A 21,278-nucleotide genomic window follows, 5' to 3' on the forward strand; every position below is an offset into this window, starting at 1 on the left:
TGGTCCCGAACGCACCTCACAGCGCTCAACCGCCGGGCACCCGGACAAACGTCGAGCTCAGCCTGCCGCGCCGTCGAGCAGCCGGCTGTAACGCAGCCGCAGCGCCCGCTCCGTGCTGGCCGCCACGGTAGCGACCCCGAGCACGGTGTTGCCCCATGCCGACAGGTCAATGGGCGAGGTGAAGGTCCCGACGTACTGGGCGACGCCCTCCGGCGCCCGGGTGATCTGTTCGGCGAGCTGAAGGACCAGGAGAACCAGGCCGATGGCGAGCACGGTCACCGAGAGGAACCCGATACAGCGGCTCAGTGCGGGGTGCGAGCGGTCGAAGCGCGCGCGGCGCCCCTCGGCGGAGGCGGGATCCGGGACGAGTTGGTGCTCGGCGCCCTCGGTGGTGACGTAGTGGCAGCGCTTGAGCCCGAAGCCGCTCGCCCTTACTTCGACGGTGCCGCCCTGGACGGGGAAGACGGCAGGGACTCTGGACTCGGCGTGATGCCTGCCATCGAGGTACAGGTGGGCCCTGACGTGGCCCTCCGACGCGTTCTGGTGCTTGACGTCGACGGCGTAGACGGTCTGCCGACCGTCGTCGTTCATCAGCCGGAGATGGAACAGTGCGCGGGTAAGCATCTGCCACCAGCGGAAACGCTTCAAAGGTCGCCCGTCCCCGGGCTTGACCCGCTGCAGGGCCCGACGATGCCGCCAATCCTTGAGCATGCCTCTACTCCTGCTACTTGCTGGGTTCCGCCGCGCAGGCGAGGTCTCGAGAGGGGCGCTGACCGGTGGTCAGGAACGCCGTCACCGTGTCGTTCGCGCACGTGTTGCCGCCGTACGGATAGACACCGTGCCCGCCCTGATCGGCCGTCACCATCGTGGCCCGCTTTCCGAACGCCCGCCGCAGCTCCCGGGCCCCGGCCAACGGCGTTCCCGGGTCGCGCTCGTTCTGCACCATGAGCACGTTCGACGGGCCCCGGTCACCGATGCGCACCGGCGGCTCGACCCGCTCGGCCGGCCAGAACGCGCACGGTCCGATGCTTGCCGCGGAGCCGCCCATCATCGGGTACCTCAGCCGGTCGACGGCGACATCGCGCTGATACTCCCGGATCGTGCGCGGCCAGCGCGAGTCACCACAGATCACATAGAAGCGCGCGGCCATGGAGTTCTCCATGGCCTCCATCGACGGCGGGGTGTCGGGCGGCAGCGGCCGGTCCCTGTCGAGCGCCTGCCACATCTCGGCCACCAACGGCATGGACGCGTCGCTGTAGAGGCGGTCGAAGGTGAGCCCGCGGAACAACGTCGCGTCGATGCCTCGGACCGGCTTCGCCTCCAACCGCTTCGCGAGCTCGAAGAACTTCGCGGTCACCTGCTCCGGTGTGGTGCCCAGACCGTACTCGGGGCGCGCGGCCGCGAACGCCGCGAAGTCCGGGAACCGGTCCTCCATTCCACGGGCGAGCAACCGCATGGCCGTGACGTCGTAACCGCCGGGGCCCAGGTTGCTGTCGAGCACGATCCGGTCGCTGCGCCCCGGGAACAGCGTCGTGTACACCGCACCGAGGTAGGAGCCGTAGGACCCCCCGAGGTACGAGAGTTTCGGCTCGCCCAGTGCCTCCCGGATACGGTCCATGTCGCGCGCGGTGTTCGCGGTGGTGGTGTGCGGCAGCATCGATGCCGTCTGCGAGGCAGCGCACTGCTTCGCGATGGTCCGCGCGTTCCCCGCCGCGTGCGCGACATCGGCCGCGGTGTGCGCGTACGGCGGCAAGTTGCCGCGGTTCCGCTGTGCCGGGGTCAGGTCACAGGTCACCGGCGCGCTGCGGCCGACGCCACGCGGGTCAAAGCCGATCAGGTCATAGGAGTCCAGCACCTTCCGTGGCAGCCCCGAGGCGGCGAGTACGGCCGGGTAGCCCAGTCCCGTGACGCCGGGCCCGCCCGGATTGGTCAGCAGTACGCCGCGGCGCTGCGAGGGTTCCTTGCTCGCCAGCCGGGAGATCGCGATCTCGATCTGCCTGCCGTCCGGATCCCGGTAGTCCAGCGGGACTTCTAGCGTCGAGCACTCCAGGCGGGGCAAGGTGGCCTTCTCCGAGTCGGCCTTCTGCGGGCACGGTCCCCACCGCACAGTGTCCGGGGTCGCCGCCACCGACACTCCGGGAACCGCGGTCGCCGCCGCCACCGCGGTGGTGGCGAGGGCGAGGGACAAGACTCTGCGCATCCGATGTCCTCCGTGAGGCAGCTCCTTCACGGAGTGGACGTCGCCGTAGGTGAGGTTCAGGCGTTCAGCGTCGGTGCCGGGTTTCGAGGTCATGCATCCACCTCAGCCGCCGGCACACTCACCTGACAGGGCGTGATGTCATCACTTGGCCATGACGTTCGTCAGGGCGAAAGCATGACGTGGCGTCGCGGTCACCCGCGATCTGGGCCTCGACGCCGACGAGCCGGCCCGCATCGACGCGATCGTCAGGCCGTGAGCCGTTCGCTGACCTCCCAGAGGCGGGTGGCCGCCTCCGGGTCCACAGCACGTGGCAGCACGCCAGGGGTGCTGTCGCCGCCGGCCCAGGCGGCCTCCTTCTCGGGGGTCACCAACGGGCTGATGTCGACGTTCTCGCAGTAGACCCCGCCGAGACCGTCGAGCTGCGGGCTGGTCGCACACCAGACACTGGTGGCCGCGCCCTGCCGCACCGTCTTCATCTGGCGCTCGGGATCACGGACGGGCCTGCCCTCGCTGTCCAGCGCCCCCGCGGCCTGAAGCGTCGCGGTGTCGAGGTGCTTGACCAGCCCGGTGTCGACGATGAGACCCGGGTGCACGGCGAACGCCCGGATGCCGTGCGCCTGCCCGCGCCGGTCCAACTCCACGGCGAACAGGGCGTTGGCCGTCTTCGACTGCCCGTAGGCCAGGAAGGGCTCGTACGTCCGGTGCTCGAAGTGCAGGTCGTCGAAGTCGACGCCGGCGAAGCGGATGCCCCGCGACGACAGCACGACGACCCGCGCGCCCTCGGCCGCGACCAGCGCGGGCCACAGTCGGGTGGTCAACTGGAAGTGCCCCAGGTGGTTGGTGGCGAACTGTCCCTCGTATCCGCGCGCGTCCCGCGCCAAAGGGGTTGCCATGATCCCGGCGCTGTTGACCAGGAGGTGCAGCGGCCGTCCGGACGCCAGGAACTTCTCCGCGAAGGCGTCGATGGACGCCGGGTCCAGCAGGTCCAGGTGTTCGACCTCGGCTCGGGGCACGGCCTCCAGCGCCGTCCGGGCCCGCTGCACGTCCCGTGCCGGTACGACGACCTCGGCGCCGGCGGCGCGCAGTACACGAGCCGTCTCCAGCCCGATGCCGGAGTAGCCGCCCGTGACGATCGCGACCTTTCCGGTCAGGTCGATCCCCTTGATCACCTCCTCGGCGGTGGACGCGGCGCCGAAGCCGGAACCCAGGGGGTGCTGTGCGGTGGTCATGTCCGGTCTCTCCTCAACGTGCTCAACCTGAGCTGTCCGGACCACCGTAGGTCGACGGATCCGTACGATGAATGCTTGAGGATCCGCATTACTTGCGTGATAGTTCGAGCATGACCACAGACCCGTTGTCCGACGCTCTCGCCGTCGCCGACGCCCGCAGTGTGTTCTCCGGCGGCTTCGAGGCAGGCGGGGACTGGGCGATCCGGTTGCGCGGCCGAGACCGGCTGAAGGTGAACGCCGTACTGCGGGGCAGCTGTCTGCTGGCCCGTGATTCGGGCGGCGAACCCCTGCGGCTCACGGAGGGGGACGTCGTGGTCTCCGACGGCGGGCAGCCCTACACGCTGTGCAGCGGGCCCGGCATCGAGCCGACCGACTCCGACGACGTCGTCATGGACCCGGTGACCCGGATGGCCCGACTCGGCCGCGGCGAGGACGTGGACGTCGCCTGCGTGTCCGGGCACATCGACCTGAGCCGGGACCGCGGCGACCTGCTGCGACGGGCACTGCCGGAGCTGGTCCACGTACGGGCCGACTCACCCGAGGCCGGCGTACTGCGGTGGCTCATCGGGCAGTTGGCGGCGGAGATGACGAAGCGCCGGGCCGGGGTCGAGTTCGTCTCCGCCCATCTCGCACAGCTGATGTTCGTGCAGGTGCTGCGGGTCTGCCTGACCGAGGCGGACGGGCTGCCGCCCGGCTGGCTGCGCGCCCTCGCCGACGAACGGCTCGCCCCGGCGCTGCGCCTGATGCACGGCGACCCGGCCCACCCCTGGCAGCTTGAGGAGCTCGCCCGGGCGGCGGCGATGTCCCGCACCACGTTCGCCGTACGGTTCAAGGAAGCGGCCGGGGTGCCGCCCCTGACGTACCTGTTGAACTGGCGCATGAGCCTGGCCGCCCGGGCCCTGCGGCAGGACACCACCCCGGTCGCGGCGCTCGGCCGCTCCGTGGGCTACACCTCCGAGAGCGCCTTCAGCAACGCCTTCAAGCGGGCGGTCGGCGTGGCGCCGCGACGCTACCGGGCAGAGGCCACGGAAGGGCGACCACGGACAGGTCCCGGCCGTCCACGACTTCAGTAGGTCAGTAGGGATGCCGGTCGGGCTTGTGCGACCAGGTTTCGTAGGCGTGGGCGCCGAGTTCGGGGTGGATTTGCTCGACGTGGATCCGGCGCTGGTCGAGGGGCTTCTGGAAGTCCTCGTACTGGAAGGCGTCGTCGAAGCCGATCTCACGTGTGGCCTTCAGATCGCAGCTGTAGTAGACGTTGTCGATCCTCGACCAGTAGATGGCGCTCATGCACATCGGGCAGGGGGCGCCGCTGATGTAGATCGAACAGCCTTTGAGCATCCGGGCCCGCTCCGGTACCGGGTCGGGGGACCCTTCGGGGCGCGGCACATATTCGAGCGTGCTCTCGTTCTGGTGTTCCGGCGATATCGAGGGAGCCTCGGGATTAAGGCGCTGCACGGCCTTGCGTATGGTCTCCACCTCGGCGTGCGCGGTGGGGTCGCCGGTGAGCAGGACGCGGTTCTGACCCCGGGCCACTATTTCGTCGTCCCGGGTGATCACGGCACCGAACGGACCGCCCCAGCCCTCTTCGACGGATTCGGTGGCCAACCGTACCGCTTCGGTCAGAAACTCCTTGTGGCTCATGCCGGACCTCCGCTCGGTATCACCGAGGAAAACTGCCCCGATTGTCCGATAACTCCCCTTGGAATTAGACTACTCCGTATGGGTGTCAGTGCAATCCGTGCCCCGACCGGCGACGGTGCGACCGTTGTGACCTCCCAGAAGGTGCGGGAAGGCCGCGCCGACGACTATGAGCGATGGCAGGAGCGGACCAACCATGCCGTGCGCGCATTCGACGGATTCGAGGGGACGGAAATATATCCCCCGGGCGCCGGTGAAGAGCGGGAATGGGTGGTGGTCTTTCGCTTCTCCCGTATCGACCTGCTGACCGCCTGGCTGGAGTCCGGCGAGCGCCAGGAACTGCTTGCCCAGGGACGTCCGTTGTTCGACGGGACACCGACCCAGGAGGTCCTGGTCGGCGGCACGCCACCGCCCCCGGACGAGGAAGCCGTCACGGCGGTCATCTCCCACGAGGTGCGGCCCGGCCGCGAAGAGGACTTCATGCGGTGGCAGGACAAGGCCCTCAAGGCCCAGGAGAAGTACCCGGGTTTCATGGGGACCGAGTTGTTCAAGCCGGTGGAGGGGATCCAGGACAACTGGGTGGTTGTATTCAGATTCGACACCCACGAGCACCTCGACGAATGGCTCGCGTCCGGCGCCCGCGAAAAGCTCCTCGAAGAGGGCCGGGACTACTTCTACTCCTACGACGTGCGCAAGGTGGAGTCGGCGTTCAGTGGTTGGTTCCGCTTCGGGGAAGGCGCGGACGAGGCCGTCCCGCCCAGCTGGAAACAGGCCATGACCGTGGTGCTGGCGCTGTATCCCACCGTGATGGTTCTGAATCTGACGGTCGGTTTCGAGCTGGACGAGCTCGGACTGCCCGGCTATATCGGCCTGTTCATCGGAAACATGCTGAGCGTCTCCATCCTGACCTGGCTGCTGATGCCCTTGGTGAACCGGGTTCTCGCCTTCTGGCTGGCGCCCAGCAGGGCGCGTTCCGTGCGGACCCATGTGGCGGGGGCGGCCCTCGTGATGCTGTGCTGGGGGCTGTGCATCCTGATATTCGGGCTGACCACCACCGACTGACCACCGGCTGAGGAGCGCATCGTGAGCGGAGTTGGCGGAGTCGGCAAGGTGATCGAAGGAGAGATCGTCCGGCGGGGCGACGCCGCCTACGACAGCACCTGGTCGGCCATGCTCTGGAACAGCCTCAAGCCGGAGCGCTTTCCCGACCTCATCGTCCGGGTCGCCTCGGACCGCGACATCTCGGCGGCCATCCGGCTGGCCCGCTCCGAGGGTCTCCGGGTCGCCATTCGCTCCCATGGACACAGCTGGTGCGGTTCCCCGCTGCGCGACGGCGGCATGCTCATCGACCTCTCCGCGCTCAACGCCTGCGAGATCGATCCGGCCGCGCGCACCGCGACCGTGCAACCCGCGCTCACCGGCCGCGAGTTCGTCGCCGCGCTCGCCCCGCACGGCCTTGCTTTCCCTGCCGGGCACTGTGGGCCCGTCGCCCTGAGCGGCTACCTCCTCAGCGGTGGCCTCGGCTGGAACTCCGGTCTGCTCGGTCCGGCTGCCGCCAGCGTGCACGCGGTCGAGGTGGTCACCGCGGACGGCGACGTCCTCACCTGCAGCCGACGCGAGCACCCCGACCTCTTCTGGGCCGCGCGCGGCGCGGGCCCCGGCTTCTTCGCGGTCGCCACCCGCTTCCACGTGACACTGCACGAACTTCCGGCGGCGGTCGCCGAGACCACGTACACCTTTCCCCTGGCCGAGGCCGAACGGGTGGCCCGATGGGCCACCGAAGCAGCCCAGCGCCTTCCGGCGAACGTCGAGGCGTCCTTCATGCTCTCGACCGCCTCCCCGGACATCACGGCGGCTTCACCGAGGCCCAAGGTGATCAGCTTCACCGGCACCGCCTTCGCCCGTACGCGCGACGAGGCCGTCCGCTGCCTGGAGCCGCTGCGGGCCTGCCCGTTCGCCGAACGCGCCCTGTTCCGGCAGACGGACGAGCCGAAGACCTTCGAGGACCTGTACGGCACGTCGTCCGGCTTCTGGCCCCGAGCGCACCGCAACGCGGTGGACACCCTGTGGTCGGACACCGGCTACGAGACCCTGCTGCCGGCGCTCGGCGCCTCGCTCGACCGGGCCCCCTCCGAGCAGTCGCTCATCCTCGCTCCCCTGTGGCCCGCTTCCCGGGACCGCTCCCTCTCGGACGACATGGCCTTCTCGGTCCTGGGCGAGACCTATGTCGCCCCCTTCGCGATCTGGGACGACCCGGCGGCGGACGACACCAACACCCGCTGGCTCCGGGACACCATGCGTGCCGTCGAGCCGTACGGAACCGGCCACTACATCGCCGAGGCCGACCTCACCGCCGACGCCTCCCGGGCCCGGAGGTCGTACGCCCCGGAGGACTGGGAGCGGCTACAGGCCCTCAAGTCCACGTACGACCCCGCGAACGTCTTCCACACCTACCTCACGCCGTAGGGATCCATGCTCATCAGGGCTGTGGACGGCCGACGGCCTGCTGGTAGCGGAACAGGGCGGCGGGGTCGTACCGGCGCTTGACGTCGACCAGGCGGTCGTAGTTGGCGCCGTAGTAGGCGTGCCGCCAGTCGCGCAGGTCCGGGTCGGGGAAGTTGACGTAGGCGGCGTCGGTGTTCAAGTGACGGCGCAGCATGTGATGGGCGGCGCGGGTCTGCTCCAGCAGGCCCCGCACTTCGGCGGGCCGGGTGGCCGGCTTCCAGTGGGTGCCGATGTCGATGACGAAGGCTGCTTCCCGGTGGGGGTAGGCCGTTTCGTCCGGTCGTCGTGTCGCGGTGTCGCCGCCCATGGCGAACAGGGTCACGTAGCCGGTGCCACGGCCCGGTCCCGGGCGCCAGTTGCGGGTCCAGTCGGCGATGGCCGCCACGGTGTCCGGGCTCGGCCACTGGTTGGGGACGAGGGACTTGGAGGCGTAGGCCTCTTTCGGGCCGGGGGTTTCCATCAGGAACTCCTGCGCGGACCAGAAACCGCGTTCCTCGATGACCGCCTGGGCCGGACGCAGGCGAAGCAGAGGTGTGAACCGGCGGAGCAGTCCGTCCTCGTCGCCGAGTCGCTGCCCGAGCAGGGCGAGGGTGGCCGTGCCGTCCCCGGCGTGCTTGAAGCCGATGCGTACGTCGAAGTCGTTGTCCCGGTCGGTGTCGAGGATGTCCCGCAGCTCTGCCAGCACGTCGACGGCCGCGTGCAGGGGGTAGGTGAGGTGGAAGACGGTGGCGCGCAGCCTGCCCACGGGTACGGCGGCGAAGGTGAACGCGGTGTTGATGCCGAAGTTGCCGCCCGCTCCGCCGCGGCAGGCCCAGAACAGGTCCGGGTTCTCGTCCTCGGCCGCGCGGACGAGGGCGCCGTCGGCCAGTACGAGACGGGTCTCGGTGAGCCGGTCGCAAGTCAGGCCCCACTTGCGGTCGTTGAAGCCGAGGCCGCCGCCGAGAGTCAGGCCCGCCACGCCCACCTCGGGGCAACGGCCGCCGGGGAAGTACAGGTTCGCGGCTCGGGCGGCGTACACGTCGGAGTTGGTGGCGCCCCCGCCCAGCCGCAGCTCATTTCCTCGCGGCTCGACCTGCTTCATCGCACGCAGGCTGATCACGAGGCCAGGGGTGGTGGAGTAGCCGGCGTAGTTGTGACCGCCGGAGCGCGGAGCGAGCGGCACTCCGTGTTTCGCGCACCACAGCACCGCCGTCTGTACGTCGCTCTCCGTCGCGCAGGCGAGGACCCCGGCCGGGCGCACGGACGCGTAGCGCTGGTTGTCGACCGTCGCCCGGGCCGCGTACTCCGGCTGCCCCGGCCGGTAGAGCCGGGCTGCCGGGCTCAGACTCCTGGCCAGCTCGCGCCAGGCGGCGGGCTCCGTTCCCCCGGCGAGGGAGGTCCGGCGGGCAGCGGCGAACGCCGGGCCGTCTGCGCCGCCCAGCGCGATCGCGGCCCCGGCGGCCACGATGGCCCCTCCGGTACGCAGGACATCTCGTCGGCCAGTCTGCACAGGTACGCCCCTTCGCACATGGTGTCCGGACGCCGCAGGCATGGCAGTCGTGCACGCGCGATGCGCAGGATCCTCCAGCCCGGGCAGGGCTCACGATGTAGATGGGCGGGGTGGGGAAGGGGTTTTGACACCCCGGGGCAGGCAGGCTTCATGCGAACGGGCCAGAGACGATCAAGGCCGTCCGGCCCCTGGAAGCGCGCCCAGTACGACGCCTCTGTGTGCCCCTGTGCCGGTCAGGCGTCCTCGTGCCGGTCAGGCGTCCTCCGGGCGCTCGCCCGGTTCCCACGCCGCGGGGCCGGCTCCCGCGGCTATGCGGCGGTAGGCGGCGCGGGCATGGGCAAGGCGCGCCACCGCTGTGCCGACGAGGGCTGCGGCGAGCAGGCAGCCGAGCCAGAACGTGTCGCGGTGTCCGGCCCAGCTGAGGGTGCCCAGGGGCGGGATGGCGAAGCCGTTGAGGAACAGCCAGCACAGCGCGGCTGTTCCGGGTGCCGCGGTGAAGCGTGAGCGCCCGCCCAGCAGGGCGGCGAGCAGGGACAGCGCCGTGAGCGCGAGTGCGGGCCGGTCGGGGCCGACGAGGGTGTTGAGGGTTGCCACCAGCAACAGGGCACCGCCGAAAGCCGCGGCCCACACCAGCGGGGTCGCGACCGGCCGAGGGACGGGCCTTGCCTCAACGCTGAGAGAAACCCACTCGATCACGCTGACGGTTCCTTCCGGTCCTCCCGGGCGCCGACGGAGAGATGCACCGACCGTCCCATGGCCGTAGCGCGCGGCCCCAGGAAGAGGATTCTCCCACTCCGTCCTCGACGGCACTCCCGTTGGCCGATTCCGGGCGCTCGCCAGGGGCCGGAGCGACTGAGGCTCGACGGCCCTGCGCGGAACTGGGATCCGGTGGCGCGCGCCTTGTCACGGGTCCGCGAAAGCCCTTGCGCAGTAGTCCGGACCGCCCCCCAGCCCGGCCACGTCCAGGATGGACTCCTCCGTCAGCCGAGTGTCGTCCTTGCGCGGGCAGTTGTTGTCCAGGTCCGGTTGGCCGATGACCTTGACGTCGGGCAGCACCTCCCCTTCGCAGGGGACCTCCTCGTACCTGTCTCCCGTGTCCGAAGCCTCCAGGCAGTCACCGACGCGGATCTCCATACCGCCTTCGCCCGGTTCGCCCGGGTGCGGGGCCTTGAGGTTGCGTACGCAGGCATAACCCTCACCCACCGCGTACTCGGCGTAGTCACGCGAGCCCGCGACCTCCCATCCGGGATCGCCGCTGATGCCCAGCACGTCGTCCGTGGAGTCGGAGCAGTCGGTGTAGGTGTACAGGGTCGTCTTCTTCTCGACGCGCTTGAGGACCTTGCCGATGGCGTCGGGGTCGTCGCAGGGCACCTCCACGGCATGACCCTGCCCGTCACCCCTCGGGGGCCCGTAGCAGTCGCCCTTGGCCATCAGCACGTTGTCGTCGTTGTCGTAGTACGCCGGCCTGGACGAACTGCTCGACGGGGTCCCGGTCGTGGCCGGGGCCGACACGGTTGGTGACGCCGACGATCCGCGCGCCTCGTCGTCGCCGTCCGAGCAGCCGGCCGCCCACACCAGTACACCCAGTAGGGCAGCAGCTCGTACGACGCGCCCGTATCGCATCTCAAGGCCCCCCTGCCTCGGCGTTGCGGCCAGCATGGGACGTCCGCATCGGTCGCGCAAGCCCCCGGACCTCACTCGGGAACCGCTCAACTCCGGTTGTGCGTAGGTACATTGAGACCGCTGATTCCTTGAGCGAGTGGGGGCGGGGATGCGCGACACGGTCCTGGACGGCCGGTACACGCTCACGGAGCGGATCGGTGCGGGCGGTATGGGTGTGGTGTGGCGGGCCAGGGACGCCCGGCTCGAACGCCCGGTGGCCGTCAAGCTGCTGAGCCTGCCGCCGGGTACGGCCGGCGCCGAACGGGAGCGGCTGCTCGCCATGTTCGGACGGGAGGCGCGGGCCGCCGCCGCACTGGACAGCTCGTACATCGTGCCGGTCTTCGACCACGGGGCGGACGGTGAAGTCCCCTACCTGGTCATGCCGTTGCTCTCGGGCCGGACCGTGGGCGAGTTGCTGACCGAGGGGCCGCTGCCACCGGAGCGGGTCGCGGAGCTCGCGGCACAGGTCTGCCGGGCCCTGGCGACCGCACACCGGGCCGGCATCGTCCACCGCGACATCAAACCGGCGAACGTGATGCTCACGGACGAGGGCACGGTCAAGGTGCTTGACTTCGGCATCGCCAAGTTCCTCGACGCGGCGGCCGGCGGCCGGCTCACCGCAACCACCGACTCCCCCATCGGCACCCTCCCCTACATGGCGCCCGAGCGCTTCACGCGAGGCGCGGACGACGGCCGTACGGACGTGTACGCACTGGGCTGCACGGTGTACGAGATGCTCACCGGCGCACCGCCCTTCGACTCGACGTCGGCGCCCGCCCTGATGCACAGCCATGTGTACGAGACACCGGAGAAGCCGTCGGTACGGCGTCCGGGGCTCGCCCCCCAGTGGGACGAGCTGGTGGGGCGGATGCTGGCGAAGCCGGTCGATCAGCGGCCCACGGCGGAGGAGGCACGGGCGGCATTCGAGAGACTGGCGCTGCCCGCACCACGGGTCCCTGCCTCCGCCGAGACTGCGGACGGGGTCCGGGATCGCATCCCGCCTCCGGGGCAGCATTCCGGCTCCACCGCACCGGAGGGCCCGGCCCACACATCCCCCGAACAGCAGCACCCCGCGCCTGCCCCAGCCCCGCGGCAACTCGCCGCGGGCGCCGCGACCACGAGCCCTGACCCCACCTCGTACCTGCTCGCGCCACCCCTGCCGAAGCAGCCGCCGGCTCCCCCGGCGGCTCGCCTGCGCGGGCGGCGCGTCACGTGGATCGCGGCCTCCGCGGTCGTCACCGCGCTCGTGGTCGTACTCTCGGTCGTCCAGCCCTTCGGCGGCGACGACGGTGACGAGGGCAGCGGGAAGAGCGGCCCGGACGCGCCGAAAGCCGGCACCGTGGCCCCGGTGGCGAAGACCCAGACCCTCACACTCGGCTCCGGCGCCGACGCCAAGGGCCCCGCTCCTGCGGTGCGTGGCGCCACCAAGGGCGGCAAGGTCACGGTCCTCGAACCGGGCGGAATCACCACTCTCGACCCGGGCAACATGTGGTCCGGAACCGACCGGATGATCTCCCGCCTCGTCTACCGCAGCCTGACCACCCTCGAAACCCTGCCCAACGGTTCCGTCCGACTCGTCGGGGACCTCGCCGAGGACACCGGCCGGCCGTCGCTGGACGGCCGCGAATGGACGTTCACCCTCAAACCGGGCCTCACCTACAACGACGGATCGCCCGTACGCGCCCAGGACTTCGCGTACGCCGTCAAGCGCGCCCTCGACCCCGACAAGTTCCCGATGGGTGACCGCACCCTGCGCAACTTCCTGCTCGGTCCGGAGGACGCGGACGGCATCGGCAGCGAGCACGAGATGCCGCCGGGCGTCATCGAGACCCCGGACGACCGCACGATCATCTTCCACCTCGACGGCGCCCACCCCGACTTCAACGTCGTCCTGGCCGGCCCGAACGGCGCACCCATGCCGGAGCGGGTCGCCGACATCTCCGGCACCTCCACGCTCCTGCCGTCGACGGGCCCGTACCAGGTCGACTCCTTCAGCGGCGCCAAGAACCTCACGCTCACCCGCAACCCGAAGTGGCGCGCGGACACGGACCCGGTGCGCACCGCGTACCCCGACCGCTACGAGGTCACCGGTTCGCTGACCCTCGACGAGATCAAGTCCCGGATCCGCACGGCCGGTTCGAAGTCGGCCGTGATGACGTTCTCCGGCTCGCTGGACAAGGACGGACTGGGCACGACGGACGGCGCCACAGGCAGCGGCACGGTCCGGGTGACCTCACCGGCTCCCTACGTCCACGCGTACTCGGTCGACACCAAACGCGTACCGAAGCTGAAGGTCCGTCAGGCCATCGCGACCGCGTATCCGGCGGCGGACGTCCTGGCCGCGAGCGGCGAGGACGGCGTCGCCACGCACCACCTCATGCCGCCCGGCATCCCGGGTTCGCGTGACTTCGACCTGTACGGGGCCGGGGAGCACGGTGACCCCGCCCGTGCCCGCGCGCTGCTCGCCGAGGCCGGCGAGACGGGATTCGCCCTCACCGTCGCCTACGCGACGACGGCCGACGAAGCACGGGCGAAAGCCGTGAAGAAGGCCCTGGACAAGGCGGGTTTCCGGGTGACGCTGAAGAACGTCGACGTATCCGACATCTACGAGAACGTGGGCGACGGCGCGTACGACCTGGCCCGTCTGCCGATGAACATCAGCGGCCTCCCGTTGGCGTCGGCGTTTCTGCCGGACTCCTTCGACGGCCGCTACACCTTCCCGACGACTTCCAACTTCTCCCGGCTCAACAGCACTGCGGTCAACAACGCGATCGACGAGGCCAACGCGACGGCCGACCTGGCGGCCGCGGGCGAGAAGTGGTCCACCGTCGACCGCCGGGTGATGGAGCAGGCGGCGGCCATTCCGGTGTACGTGCCGGTGCGCACGTTCCTCTACAGCTCCAGGCTGAAGGGGCTCCAGGTGGACCTGGACGGGCTGTCGCCGCTCAACGCGTATGTGACCGAGTGACAGCCGTTCGCCGACCGAGGCGATCGTCGGGGTCCGCACGTCCTTGCGCGGCGCTCACGGCTCCCGCCGACGACATTGCGGGGCTCGGACCAGGGTCGAGCGACCATGTCACTCACGGGAGCGATGGGCCTGCGGGCACAGCTACCGAGTCACGGACCACGATGTGGGTGCCCAACAGGACGTGTTGAGCCACACCAGGCGTCCCGCTCCTCAGCGCCAGCCGCACGGCGGTACGGCCCAGTTCCTCGTGCGGGACGTGAACGGTCGTCAGGTCGACGTCCGCCGCCGGGGGAAGGTCGTCGAATCCGACCATCGAGACATCGTCCGGGATGCGCAGCCCGCGCTCGCGCAGCGCATCGCGCGCGCCGGCGGCGATGAGGTCGTTGCCGGCGAAGACGGCGGTGAAGTCTCGTGCCTCTCTGTCGAGCCGCTCACGCATCATGCGGTAGCCCTCGTCACGCACCATCGTGCCGTCGGCCTCCAGGTCGGGGTCGTGCGGGACGCGGTACGCGGCCAGGGCCGCGCGGTAGCCGGCGATTCTGCTGTCGGGAGTCGTGTATCCGGTGCGACGCCCCAGGAACAGGATGCGCCGGTGGCCCGCGGAGAGCAGGTGGCTGGTGATGGCGTGGGCGCCGGCGGTGTTGTCGTACTCGACCACGATGGCCGGAACGTCGGGCCCCAGCGGAGGGCGGCCACAGAGCACGAGTTGCGAACCGGCCTTGGCGAGGGCGAGGGCGTAGTTCGCCATGCGCTCGCGGTAGGCGTCGTCGACGACGATGTTCCCGACGAGAATCACCGCTTCGGCCTGCTCCTGACGCATCAGCCGGATGGCCGCCAGCTCCCTCTCGGGGTCGCCGCCGGTCGTGCCGACGATGCACAGCCTGCCCTCCCGCGCGGCCTCTTCGTGCACGCCCTGAGCGACGTGGGCGTAGTGCGGCGAGACAACGGAGTTGACCACGATGGCCACGCTCTTGGGCCGCACACCCGCGAGTCCTCTGGCGTGGGCGTTCGCCACATAGTCGAGCTCGCGTACGGCGCGCAGGACCTTGGCGCGGGTGGCGGGGGCGCTGGGGTATGTGCCGGACAGGATCCGGGAGACGGTGGCGACCGAGACACCTGCGTGTTGAGCCACGTCGCGGATCGTCGCGATGCGGGGCGTCCCGTCGTCGGGCGCGATCCGGCCAGGCATCGGGCCTCCCGTCTCCCATCACACCCACATGTAACCGTTTCCGTCCGATGGTCCCGCACGCGGCCAGACGCGTCAACGCAGGCCGTGGATCGTGGACTTCTCCCGTCTGGGCGCCGACCTGATCGGACGGCGCTCGATGCGTGTCACCATCCGCATTTCCATTCAACAGCCTCATCATCACCTTGACGCGTACTCGTCACACTGCTTCCATTGCGACTGTGTAAACGGTTTAACTCTCTCAGGATTTCCGGGGCTTCCGACCGGCCCCAGGCTCAAACCCGTGAGGCGAGCACAAGCAGTCAAGTCCGCTCCGCACCCCGCGCCACGTGCTCATCCACCAGCAACCCAAGGAGGTTGTCATGCACTTAACGCATCGGTGGCGAGCCGCCCACCGGGTGCCTGTCACCGTCTCGGCGGTCCTGGCCGTCTGCGCCGCTCTGGCCGTCGGCCCCGCGAGCCCCGCCTCGCCCGGCGCGTCCACGGCAACCACCACATCCACAGCCGGTGCCACGGCCGGCGACACAGCGGTGCGGGCGGCGCGCGTCATGGAGAATCTCGGTCGTGGGGTCGTGGCGGTGCGCTCCACCGACACCCAGGTCCTCGTCTCCTGGCGGCTGCTGGGGCTCGACCCGGAGGGCATCGGCTTCAACGTGTACCGGTCCACCGGCGGCGGCGCGTACGCCAGGCTCAACGCCGGCGTCCTGACCGGTGGGACCAACTACGTGGACTCCACGGCCGACCTGACTCGGTCCAACAGTTACCGAGTGACTCCGGTCGTCAACGGGCAGGAGCAGGCGCCCAGCGGTGCCTTCGCCCTGACGGCCGACCATGCCAAGGAACCCGTGGTCCGTGTGCCGTTGCGCTCCGGCGGTCCGGTGAAGTTCGTCTGGGTCGGCGACCTCGACGGCGACGGTGAGTACGACTACGTGGTGGACCGACAGACCTCCCCCCAGAAGATCGAGGCCTACAGCAGCGACGGCGACTTCCTCTGGGACGTCGACATGGGGCCGAACAGCCAGAACCAGGACAACATCGAACCGGGGTCGTCCGCGATCGACCTGGGCCACTGGGACGGCGTCACGGTCTTCGACTTCGACAGCGACGGCCGCGCGGAGGTCGCCGTACGGATCGCCGACGGGGTCAGGTTCGGCGACGGGACGACCTGGACGCACGAGAACGACGCGCGTCAGTTCATGGCCGTCCTCGACGGGCGGACCGGGGCGCTCCGCAACTGGTCCGCGGTGCCGACCACTTACCTGGGCGACGGTCCGATGGCCGCGCGTCTCGGGGTGGCGTACCTCAACGGCACCACGCCGAGCCTGGTCGCCTACATGAAGAACCGGCGCGACGACGGAGCCTTCAACCTGATGATGGGCGCCTGGAAGTTCGACGGCGATTCACTGGACCGCCAGTGGACGTGGGAGCGAGGCAACCAGGACGCGCCCGACGGACACAACACCCGCGCCGTCGACGTCAACGGTGACGGGACGGACGAGGTCGCCGAGATCGGGTTCGTACTCAACGGCAACGGCTCCCTGCGCTACTCGATGGCGCCCCAGGGCATCGTCCACGGCGACCGCTTCCACATCGCCGACATGGACCCCAGCCGGCCGGGCCTGGAGGGCTACGGCGTGCAGCAGGACAACCCGAACGGCCTGCTGGACTACTACTACGACGCCGCGAGCGGATCCGTCGTCTGGAAACACAACGGCGGCCCCGCCGACATCGGACGCGGCATGGCGGGCGATGTCGACCCACGCTTCCCCGGCATGGAGGTCTGGTCCTTCTCCGGCCTGTACAACGCGCCCGCCAACAGGCTCACCGAACCGAACGCGTCGCTGCGCCCGTGGCCGCAGCTGGGCCTGTGGTGGGACGGTGACCTCACGATGGAGCTGCTCAACGACGGCAAGATCGAAAAGTGGGACCCTGCGCGCCCGACGCCCAGCGGCAGTCTGCCCCGGGTGGTCAGCACCTGGAACCACGGCGCGGTCACGGCCGCCCAGGGCGGTCCCACCTTCGTCGGCGACATCCTCGGCGACTGGCGTGAGGAGGCCGTGTACACCAACGCGTCCTACGACGAGTTGATCATCTTCTCCACCAACCAGCCGACGAACACCCGGCTCTACGCACTGGCCCACAATCCCGCCTACCGGAACGCCATGACGTTCAAGGGGTACATGCAGTCCCACCACCCCGACTACTTCCTCGGAGCAGGAATGGCCAGGCCGCCTCGGCCGAACATCGCCTACGCGGCGGGCGGTTCCGTCGCCACGGGAGCACCAGTCGAACGGGCCGCTTCCCGCAGGTAGGACTGCCTCTCGGCGCGCACCCGGTCCCTGCGCCGGCCGGGGAGGACGTTCCGTCGGCTTCCGGTCGGCCTGTCCAGCCGGCGGGAGCCGCTTCCGGCCCGGCTCCCGATGTCCGGCCCGGCCGCGGAGTGACCGACGAGCAGCGACGAGCAGCCGGGGCGCGGACGGGGCGAGCGGGCTCTCGCCCGCGGTCACTGCCCGGACGCCGTGCAGCGGTTCGGCGTGGTGCACGTCCTTGAGCGGGAAACCGTAGGCGCCTGCGCGCAGCGCGACGAGCACGTACGCGTCGAGGCGGTCATCAGGCCATTGTCCGACCCTGATGCTTTCATGGGAACCATGACCAGCAGAAGTGTCGTCGTCGAACGGCGCATCGCCGCGGCCCAGGGACCGGTGTGGGAGGCCATCACCGACCTGGCCGGCATGCAGCACGTCCTCAGCAGCGTCTCGAAGGTCGAGGTCCTCACGGAGGGCGCCTTCGGCGTCGGCACGCGGTGGCGGGAGACGCGGCGCATGTTCGGCAAGGACGCCACCGAGGAGATGTGGGTGACGGCCAGCGACCCGCCCGAGCGGTATGTGGTGGAGGCCGAGTCCCATGGCTCGCGCTACATCTCGGAGTGGGTGCTGCGAGCCGACGGTCCGGTGACGACGACGGTCCGCATGACCTTCTCGGCCGTGGCGTCGGGTGGGGTCGCGGGCCTGCTTGCCAAGATCATGGGCGGTCTGGGCGCGCGGGCGGTCAGCAAGGCCATCGCCAAGGACCTCGAAGACATCGCGGCGGCGCTGGAGGGCCGCAGCGGCTGAGCCACGCGGTCCTGCGCGCCCCGCGCCCACTCTCCGAAGCCGCCCGCAGCCCTCTGACCTCAGCCTCAGGCCGTCTTTCCTCGGTCGTCAGTCCCTCAGCCCTTCACCGCACCGGCGGTGAGCCCCTGCACGATGTGACGGCTGGCGAAGGCGAACAGCACCATCGTGGGCAGGATGGTGAGGACCGCGGCCGCGGACATGGATCCCCAGTCGATGTTGAAGCTGGAGATGAAGCCGTTCAGGGCCGTGGGGACGGTCTTGTTGCTGTCGCTGTTCATCAGCGTCACCGACAGGAACAGCTCGTTCCAGCAGTTGACGAAGTTGAAGATGAACGCGGCCACGATCCCCGGACGCATCACCGGCAGGAGCACCCGGAACAGTGCTCCGAACCGGGACAGGCCATCGATCATCGCGGCCTCCTCCAACGCGTCCGGGATGTTCTCGAAGAAGCCCCGGAGCATCACCGTGCAGAAGGGGATGCACACGGCGACGTACACGAGGATGAGCCCGAGCCTGTTGTCGACCAGGTTGAGGTCGGTCATGAGCAGGTACAGCGGTCCCAGCGCGATGAAGGTCGGGATCATCTGGGTGACCAGCGCGGCCATCAGCAGGGCGGACTTGGTGCGGAACTCGAAGCGGGCCAGCACATAGGCCGACAGCATCGAGATCGCGGTGGCCACCGCGCCCGCCACGAACGCGACGATGAGGCTGTTGGTGAGGTAGACACCGAAGTCGGCCTTCCCGAAGAGCCCGCTGTAGTTCTCCAGCGAGAAGTGCTCGGGCCAGTAGGCGATCGGGAAGGCGAAGATGTCGCCGGGCGCCTTCAGGGACGTGATGGTGATCCAGTAGAGCGGGAAGACCGTGAAGACCAGCCACAGCCCCAGGAAGGTGAACTTGGTGGCCCGGCCCGCCGTGGACTCCTTGCCGATCACGACTTCACCTCTCGCTTCTCACGCGTGGCCAGGAGGAAGAAGACCGCGAACACCAGCAGTGTGGCGACGACGATGAGCCCGAGCGCGGACGCCCTGCCGTAGTCGCCCTGCTGGGTGATCTTGATCATCCAGGTGGTCACGATGTGCGTCTCGTTGTTCGGCCCGCCGCCGGTCATCCCGAAGATCAGGTCGGGGAAGTTGAAGATCCAGATGACGCGCAGCAGCACGGTCAGCGCGAGCGTGACCCTGATGTACGGAATGGTGATCTGGAAGAGGGTGCGCACCTTGCCCGCGCCGTCCAGCGCCGCCGCCTCGTACAGCTCCTCGGGGATGGACTGCAGCGCGGCCAGGATCATGATGGTGAAGAAGGTGACGCCGTACCAGATGTTGGCTACCACGACGGCGAACATGGCCGTCTTCGGGTCGGCCAGCCAGGCGACCGGCTCGTCGATCAGGCCCACCTTCTGGAGCAGGTCGTTGACGACGCCGAACTCGCTGTTGAACATCCAGCGGAACAGGATGCCGATGAGGAAGCCGGATATCGCCCAGGGGAAGAAGATCAGCGCCTGGTAGAGGCCCCGGAAGCGGAACTTCCTGCGCAGCCACAGCGCGAGGGCGAAGCCGATCACCAACTGGGGCACGATCGACCCGAACACCCAGATCCCGGTGTTGCCCAGCACGGTGCCCCAGGCGGGGTCGGCGAAGACGTCGCGGAAGTTCTTCAGGCCCACCCATGAGGTGTCGGTCAGGTCCGTCAGCTTCCAGTTGCGGAAGGCCATCTGGCTGCCGGCGATCATCGGGTAGTACGTGAAGACCGCCACGAAGACCGCGGCCGGTGCCATGAACGCGGCGATGAGGAAGCCGCGCCGGGCGGTGAACTCCGGCTTGCGGCGGCCTCGTTGTGCGCCGCGGCCGGGCGGGGTGCCCCCTGTTCCGGAGGACCCCGCCGACGCCGTTTTCGTCGTTTCCGTCGTGTCGGACGCGGTCGGCATGGCTAGTTCTCCTGCTGCCGCTTCTCGGTCCAGTACGCGTCCCAGCCGTCCAGCAGCTTCTCGGGAGTCGTCTTGCCCAGCACCATCTTCTGGATGTCCGCGTCGGCCTTCTGCTGCCACTCCGCCCACCAGGCGACGCCGCGCGGCTGGCTGACGTTGAGGTACGTGTCCGGGTTCTCCGTCATGGTGACGTAGCTGGACCAGGGGCCGGTCTTGTAGAAGGGGTCCTCGGTCGCCGACTTGAGGATCGGCACCAGGCTGTTCTTCTTGGTGAAGGCCGTCGACGCCTTGCCCTCGGAGAGGAACTCGACCAGCTTGACGGCCTCTGCCTTGTGCTTGCTGCCGTCCGCGATCCCCCAGCCGGCGGTGGCGAGCGGCTGTACGGTCTTGCCGCTGGGCCCCGCCACCAGCGGAGCGGTGTCCCACTGGTCCTTCGCGATCGCCTTGGACTCCGAGACGGTGGCGATCACTTCCGGGTCCTGCAGGAGGAAGGCCGTGGAGCCGTTGGAGAAGCCCTCGACCATCTCCGGGTAGCCCCAGGAGACCGACGACTTGGGAGACGCCTCCTTGAAGAGCTTGAGGTAGGTCTTCATCGCGTCGACCGCTTCAGGGGCCGCGAAGATCGTGCTGCCGTCCTTCACCTTGAAGCCGTCGGCGGGGTCGATCTTGTCGGCGACGTACGCCTCGATGACGGCGGTGGCGTTGCCGTTGGCGTTGGCCCCGCCCCGGAAGGCGTACCCGTACCGGCGCTCGGCCGGATCGTGGATGGCGGAGGCCTGTTCGAGAAGCTCGTCCCAGGTGGCCGGAGGCTTGTCGAAGCCGGCCTCCTTGATCAGGTCGGTGCGGTAGAAGACGCTCAGGCCGTAGAAGCCGTACGGGACGAAGTACGTCTTGCCTTCGGCGGTCTCGGAGGCCTTGACGGCGTTCTCCGTCATCGCCTCCCAGCCCTTCCAGGGCTTGAGGTCCTTCTTCATGTCGTGGAGCCACCCGTTGTTCGACCACGGGCCCACGGTGGTGTCCCGTACTTCGAGGGTGTCCACGCCGCTGCCGGACTGGAGCATCTGCTGGATCTTCTGGTCCGCCTGCTCGGTGGGCGGCGAGATCAGATTGACCTTGATCTTGGAGTTCTGCTTCTCGAAGTCCGCTATGAGGCTCTTCAGCAGGTCCGTGCGGGCGGGGTTAGTCAGGCTCTCGACCATGTTGAGGGTGACCGTTCCGTCGGCTTCTCCGCCGCTCATGGCGGAACAGCCGGTCAGGACCATGGTGGCGGCTGTGCCGAGGGCGAGAGCTGCCGTCCTTCTACTCATCGTGCCGTCCTCTTCCTTGGATACGGGCGCGCCGGCTGCGGCTTCGGGGCCGTGAGC

Annotated in this window: 17 protein-coding genes; 6 read left to right on the top strand and 11 right to left on the bottom strand. The window is 69.4% G+C overall.

Annotated elements, in window-relative coordinates; genetic code table 11:
* Positions 1-57 precede the first annotated feature (57 nt).
* The 3 genes from OG718_RS08330 to OG718_RS08340 all read right to left on the bottom strand — a co-directional run bounded on the left by OG718_RS08330 (position 58) and on the right by OG718_RS08340 (position 3,429).
* Positions 58-711: a hypothetical protein gene (locus tag OG718_RS08330; RefSeq protein WP_328843777.1), complete on the bottom strand. Its 654-nt coding sequence runs from the start codon at positions 709-711 to the stop codon at positions 58-60.
* A gap of 13 nt (positions 712-724) precedes the next feature.
* On the bottom strand, positions 725-2,200 hold the full coding sequence (locus OG718_RS08335; protein WP_328847711.1) for an alpha/beta hydrolase: 1,476 nt from the start codon (positions 2,198-2,200) through the stop codon (positions 725-727).
* A 245-nt stretch (positions 2,201-2,445) separates the two neighbouring features.
* Entirely contained in the window at positions 2,446-3,429 is a 984-nt protein-coding gene (locus tag OG718_RS08340; RefSeq protein WP_328843779.1) for an oxidoreductase, read from the bottom strand.
* A 110-nt stretch (positions 3,430-3,539) separates the two neighbouring features.
* Between OG718_RS08340 and OG718_RS08345 the strand changes: the two genes are divergently transcribed.
* Positions 3,540-4,502: an AraC family transcriptional regulator gene (locus OG718_RS08345; protein ID WP_328843780.1), complete on the top strand. Its 963-nt coding sequence runs from the start codon at positions 3,540-3,542 to the stop codon at positions 4,500-4,502.
* Position 4,503: 1 nt separating this feature from the next.
* Here OG718_RS08345 and OG718_RS08350 read toward each other — a convergent pair whose 3' ends face one another.
* Positions 4,504-5,070, bottom strand: a complete 567-nt coding sequence (locus OG718_RS08350; RefSeq protein WP_143641659.1) for a nucleoside deaminase — start codon at positions 5,068-5,070, stop codon at positions 4,504-4,506.
* Between the two features lie 78 nt (positions 5,071-5,148).
* On the opposite strand from OG718_RS08350, the gene OG718_RS08355 reads away from it, so the two are divergent.
* Both OG718_RS08355 and OG718_RS08360 read left to right on the top strand, forming a co-directional pair.
* A complete protein-coding gene (locus OG718_RS08355) occupies positions 5,149-6,129 on the top strand; it encodes an antibiotic biosynthesis monooxygenase (protein WP_306935835.1) in 981 nt (326 codons plus the stop codon).
* 21 nt (positions 6,130-6,150) lie between these two features.
* Positions 6,151-7,533: an FAD-binding oxidoreductase gene (locus tag OG718_RS08360; RefSeq protein WP_328843781.1), complete on the top strand. Its 1,383-nt coding sequence runs from the start codon at positions 6,151-6,153 to the stop codon at positions 7,531-7,533.
* Positions 7,534-7,546: 13 nt separating this feature from the next.
* Here the strand turns inward: OG718_RS08360 and OG718_RS08365 are convergent, their stop codons facing one another.
* The 3 genes from OG718_RS08365 to OG718_RS08375 all read right to left on the bottom strand — a co-directional run bounded on the left by OG718_RS08365 (position 7,547) and on the right by OG718_RS08375 (position 10,684).
* Positions 7,547-9,061, bottom strand: a complete 1,515-nt coding sequence (locus OG718_RS08365) for an FAD-binding oxidoreductase (RefSeq protein WP_328843782.1) — start codon at positions 9,059-9,061, stop codon at positions 7,547-7,549.
* Between the two features lie 252 nt (positions 9,062-9,313).
* A complete protein-coding gene (locus tag OG718_RS08370; protein WP_306935838.1) occupies positions 9,314-9,757 on the bottom strand; it encodes a hypothetical protein in 444 nt (147 codons plus the stop codon).
* Positions 9,758-9,964: 207 nt separating this feature from the next.
* Positions 9,965-10,684, bottom strand: a complete 720-nt coding sequence (locus OG718_RS08375) for a hypothetical protein (RefSeq protein WP_328843783.1) — start codon at positions 10,682-10,684, stop codon at positions 9,965-9,967.
* A 148-nt stretch (positions 10,685-10,832) separates the two neighbouring features.
* Between OG718_RS08375 and OG718_RS08380 the strand changes: the two genes are divergently transcribed.
* A complete protein-coding gene (locus OG718_RS08380) occupies positions 10,833-13,691 on the top strand; it encodes an ABC transporter substrate-binding protein (RefSeq protein WP_328843784.1) in 2,859 nt (952 codons plus the stop codon).
* 112 nt (positions 13,692-13,803) lie between these two features.
* Here OG718_RS08380 and OG718_RS08385 read toward each other — a convergent pair whose 3' ends face one another.
* The gene (locus OG718_RS08385; RefSeq protein ID WP_143641653.1) at positions 13,804-14,880 is read right to left on the bottom strand and encodes a LacI family DNA-binding transcriptional regulator; all 1,077 of its coding nucleotides are present in this window, start codon (positions 14,878-14,880) and stop codon (positions 13,804-13,806) included.
* A gap of 359 nt (positions 14,881-15,239) precedes the next feature.
* Between OG718_RS08385 and OG718_RS08390 the strand changes: the two genes are divergently transcribed.
* Entirely contained in the window at positions 15,240-17,189 is a 1,950-nt protein-coding gene (locus OG718_RS08390) for a rhamnogalacturonan lyase family protein (RefSeq protein ID WP_328843785.1), read from the top strand.
* Positions 17,190-17,525: 336 nt separating this feature from the next.
* Positions 17,526-17,990: an SRPBCC family protein gene (locus tag OG718_RS08395; protein ID WP_143641652.1), complete on the top strand. Its 465-nt coding sequence runs from the start codon at positions 17,526-17,528 to the stop codon at positions 17,988-17,990.
* A gap of 95 nt (positions 17,991-18,085) precedes the next feature.
* On the opposite strand, the gene OG718_RS08400 is transcribed toward OG718_RS08395, so the two are convergent.
* Genes OG718_RS08400 through OG718_RS08410 form a run of 3 tightly spaced genes read right to left on the bottom strand, consistent with a single transcriptional unit; the run spans position 18,086 to position 21,221 of the window.
* Positions 18,086-18,922 (bottom strand): carbohydrate ABC transporter permease, encoded by an 837-nt coding sequence (locus OG718_RS08400; RefSeq protein WP_055611961.1) that lies wholly within the window; start codon positions 18,920-18,922, stop codon positions 18,086-18,088.
* Complete coding sequence (locus OG718_RS08405; protein WP_143641651.1) at positions 18,919-19,914, bottom strand: carbohydrate ABC transporter permease; 996 nt, start codon at positions 19,912-19,914, stop codon at positions 18,919-18,921. Before OG718_RS08405 ends, OG718_RS08400 begins: the two co-directional genes overlap by 4 nt.
* A gap of 2 nt (positions 19,915-19,916) precedes the next feature.
* Positions 19,917-21,221: an ABC transporter substrate-binding protein gene (locus OG718_RS08410; RefSeq protein WP_143641650.1), complete on the bottom strand. Its 1,305-nt coding sequence runs from the start codon at positions 21,219-21,221 to the stop codon at positions 19,917-19,919.
* Positions 21,222-21,278: the final 57 nt, after the last annotated feature.

The organism is Streptomyces sp. NBC_00258, assembly GCF_036182465.1.
GTDB lineage: Bacteria > Actinomycetota > Actinomycetes > Streptomycetales > Streptomycetaceae > Streptomyces.

What these genes read in the sequence shown, in the direction of transcription:
- OG718_RS08330 (WP_328843777.1), bottom strand. Translation starts at nt 711, where the DNA reads ATGCTCAAGGATTGGCGGCATCGTCGGGCCCTGCAGCGGGTCAAGCCC.
- OG718_RS08335 (WP_328847711.1), bottom strand. Translation starts at nt 2,200, where the DNA reads ATGCGCAGAGTCTTGTCCCTCGCCCTCGCCACCACCGCGGTGGCGGCG.
- OG718_RS08340 (WP_328843779.1), bottom strand. Translation starts at nt 3,429, where the DNA reads ATGACCACCGCACAGCACCCCCTGGGTTCCGGCTTCGGCGCCGCGTCC.
- OG718_RS08345 (WP_328843780.1), top strand. Translation starts at nt 3,540, where the DNA reads ATGACCACAGACCCGTTGTCCGACGCTCTCGCCGTCGCCGACGCCCGC.
- OG718_RS08350 (WP_143641659.1), bottom strand. Translation starts at nt 5,070, where the DNA reads ATGAGCCACAAGGAGTTTCTGACCGAAGCGGTACGGTTGGCCACCGAA.
- OG718_RS08355 (WP_306935835.1), top strand. Translation starts at nt 5,149, where the DNA reads ATGGGTGTCAGTGCAATCCGTGCCCCGACCGGCGACGGTGCGACCGTT.
- OG718_RS08375 (WP_328843783.1), bottom strand. Translation starts at nt 10,684, where the DNA reads ATGCGATACGGGCGCGTCGTACGAGCTGCTGCCCTACTGGGTGTACTG.
- OG718_RS08380 (WP_328843784.1), top strand. Translation starts at nt 10,833, where the DNA reads ATGCGCGACACGGTCCTGGACGGCCGGTACACGCTCACGGAGCGGATC.
- OG718_RS08385 (WP_143641653.1), bottom strand. Translation starts at nt 14,880, where the DNA reads ATGCCTGGCCGGATCGCGCCCGACGACGGGACGCCCCGCATCGCGACG.
- OG718_RS08390 (WP_328843785.1), top strand. Translation starts at nt 15,240, where the DNA reads ATGCACTTAACGCATCGGTGGCGAGCCGCCCACCGGGTGCCTGTCACC.
- OG718_RS08395 (WP_143641652.1), top strand. Translation starts at nt 17,526, where the DNA reads ATGACCAGCAGAAGTGTCGTCGTCGAACGGCGCATCGCCGCGGCCCAG.
- OG718_RS08405 (WP_143641651.1), bottom strand. Translation starts at nt 19,914, where the DNA reads ATGCCGACCGCGTCCGACACGACGGAAACGACGAAAACGGCGTCGGCG.
- OG718_RS08410 (WP_143641650.1), bottom strand. Translation starts at nt 21,221, where the DNA reads ATGAGTAGAAGGACGGCAGCTCTCGCCCTCGGCACAGCCGCCACCATG.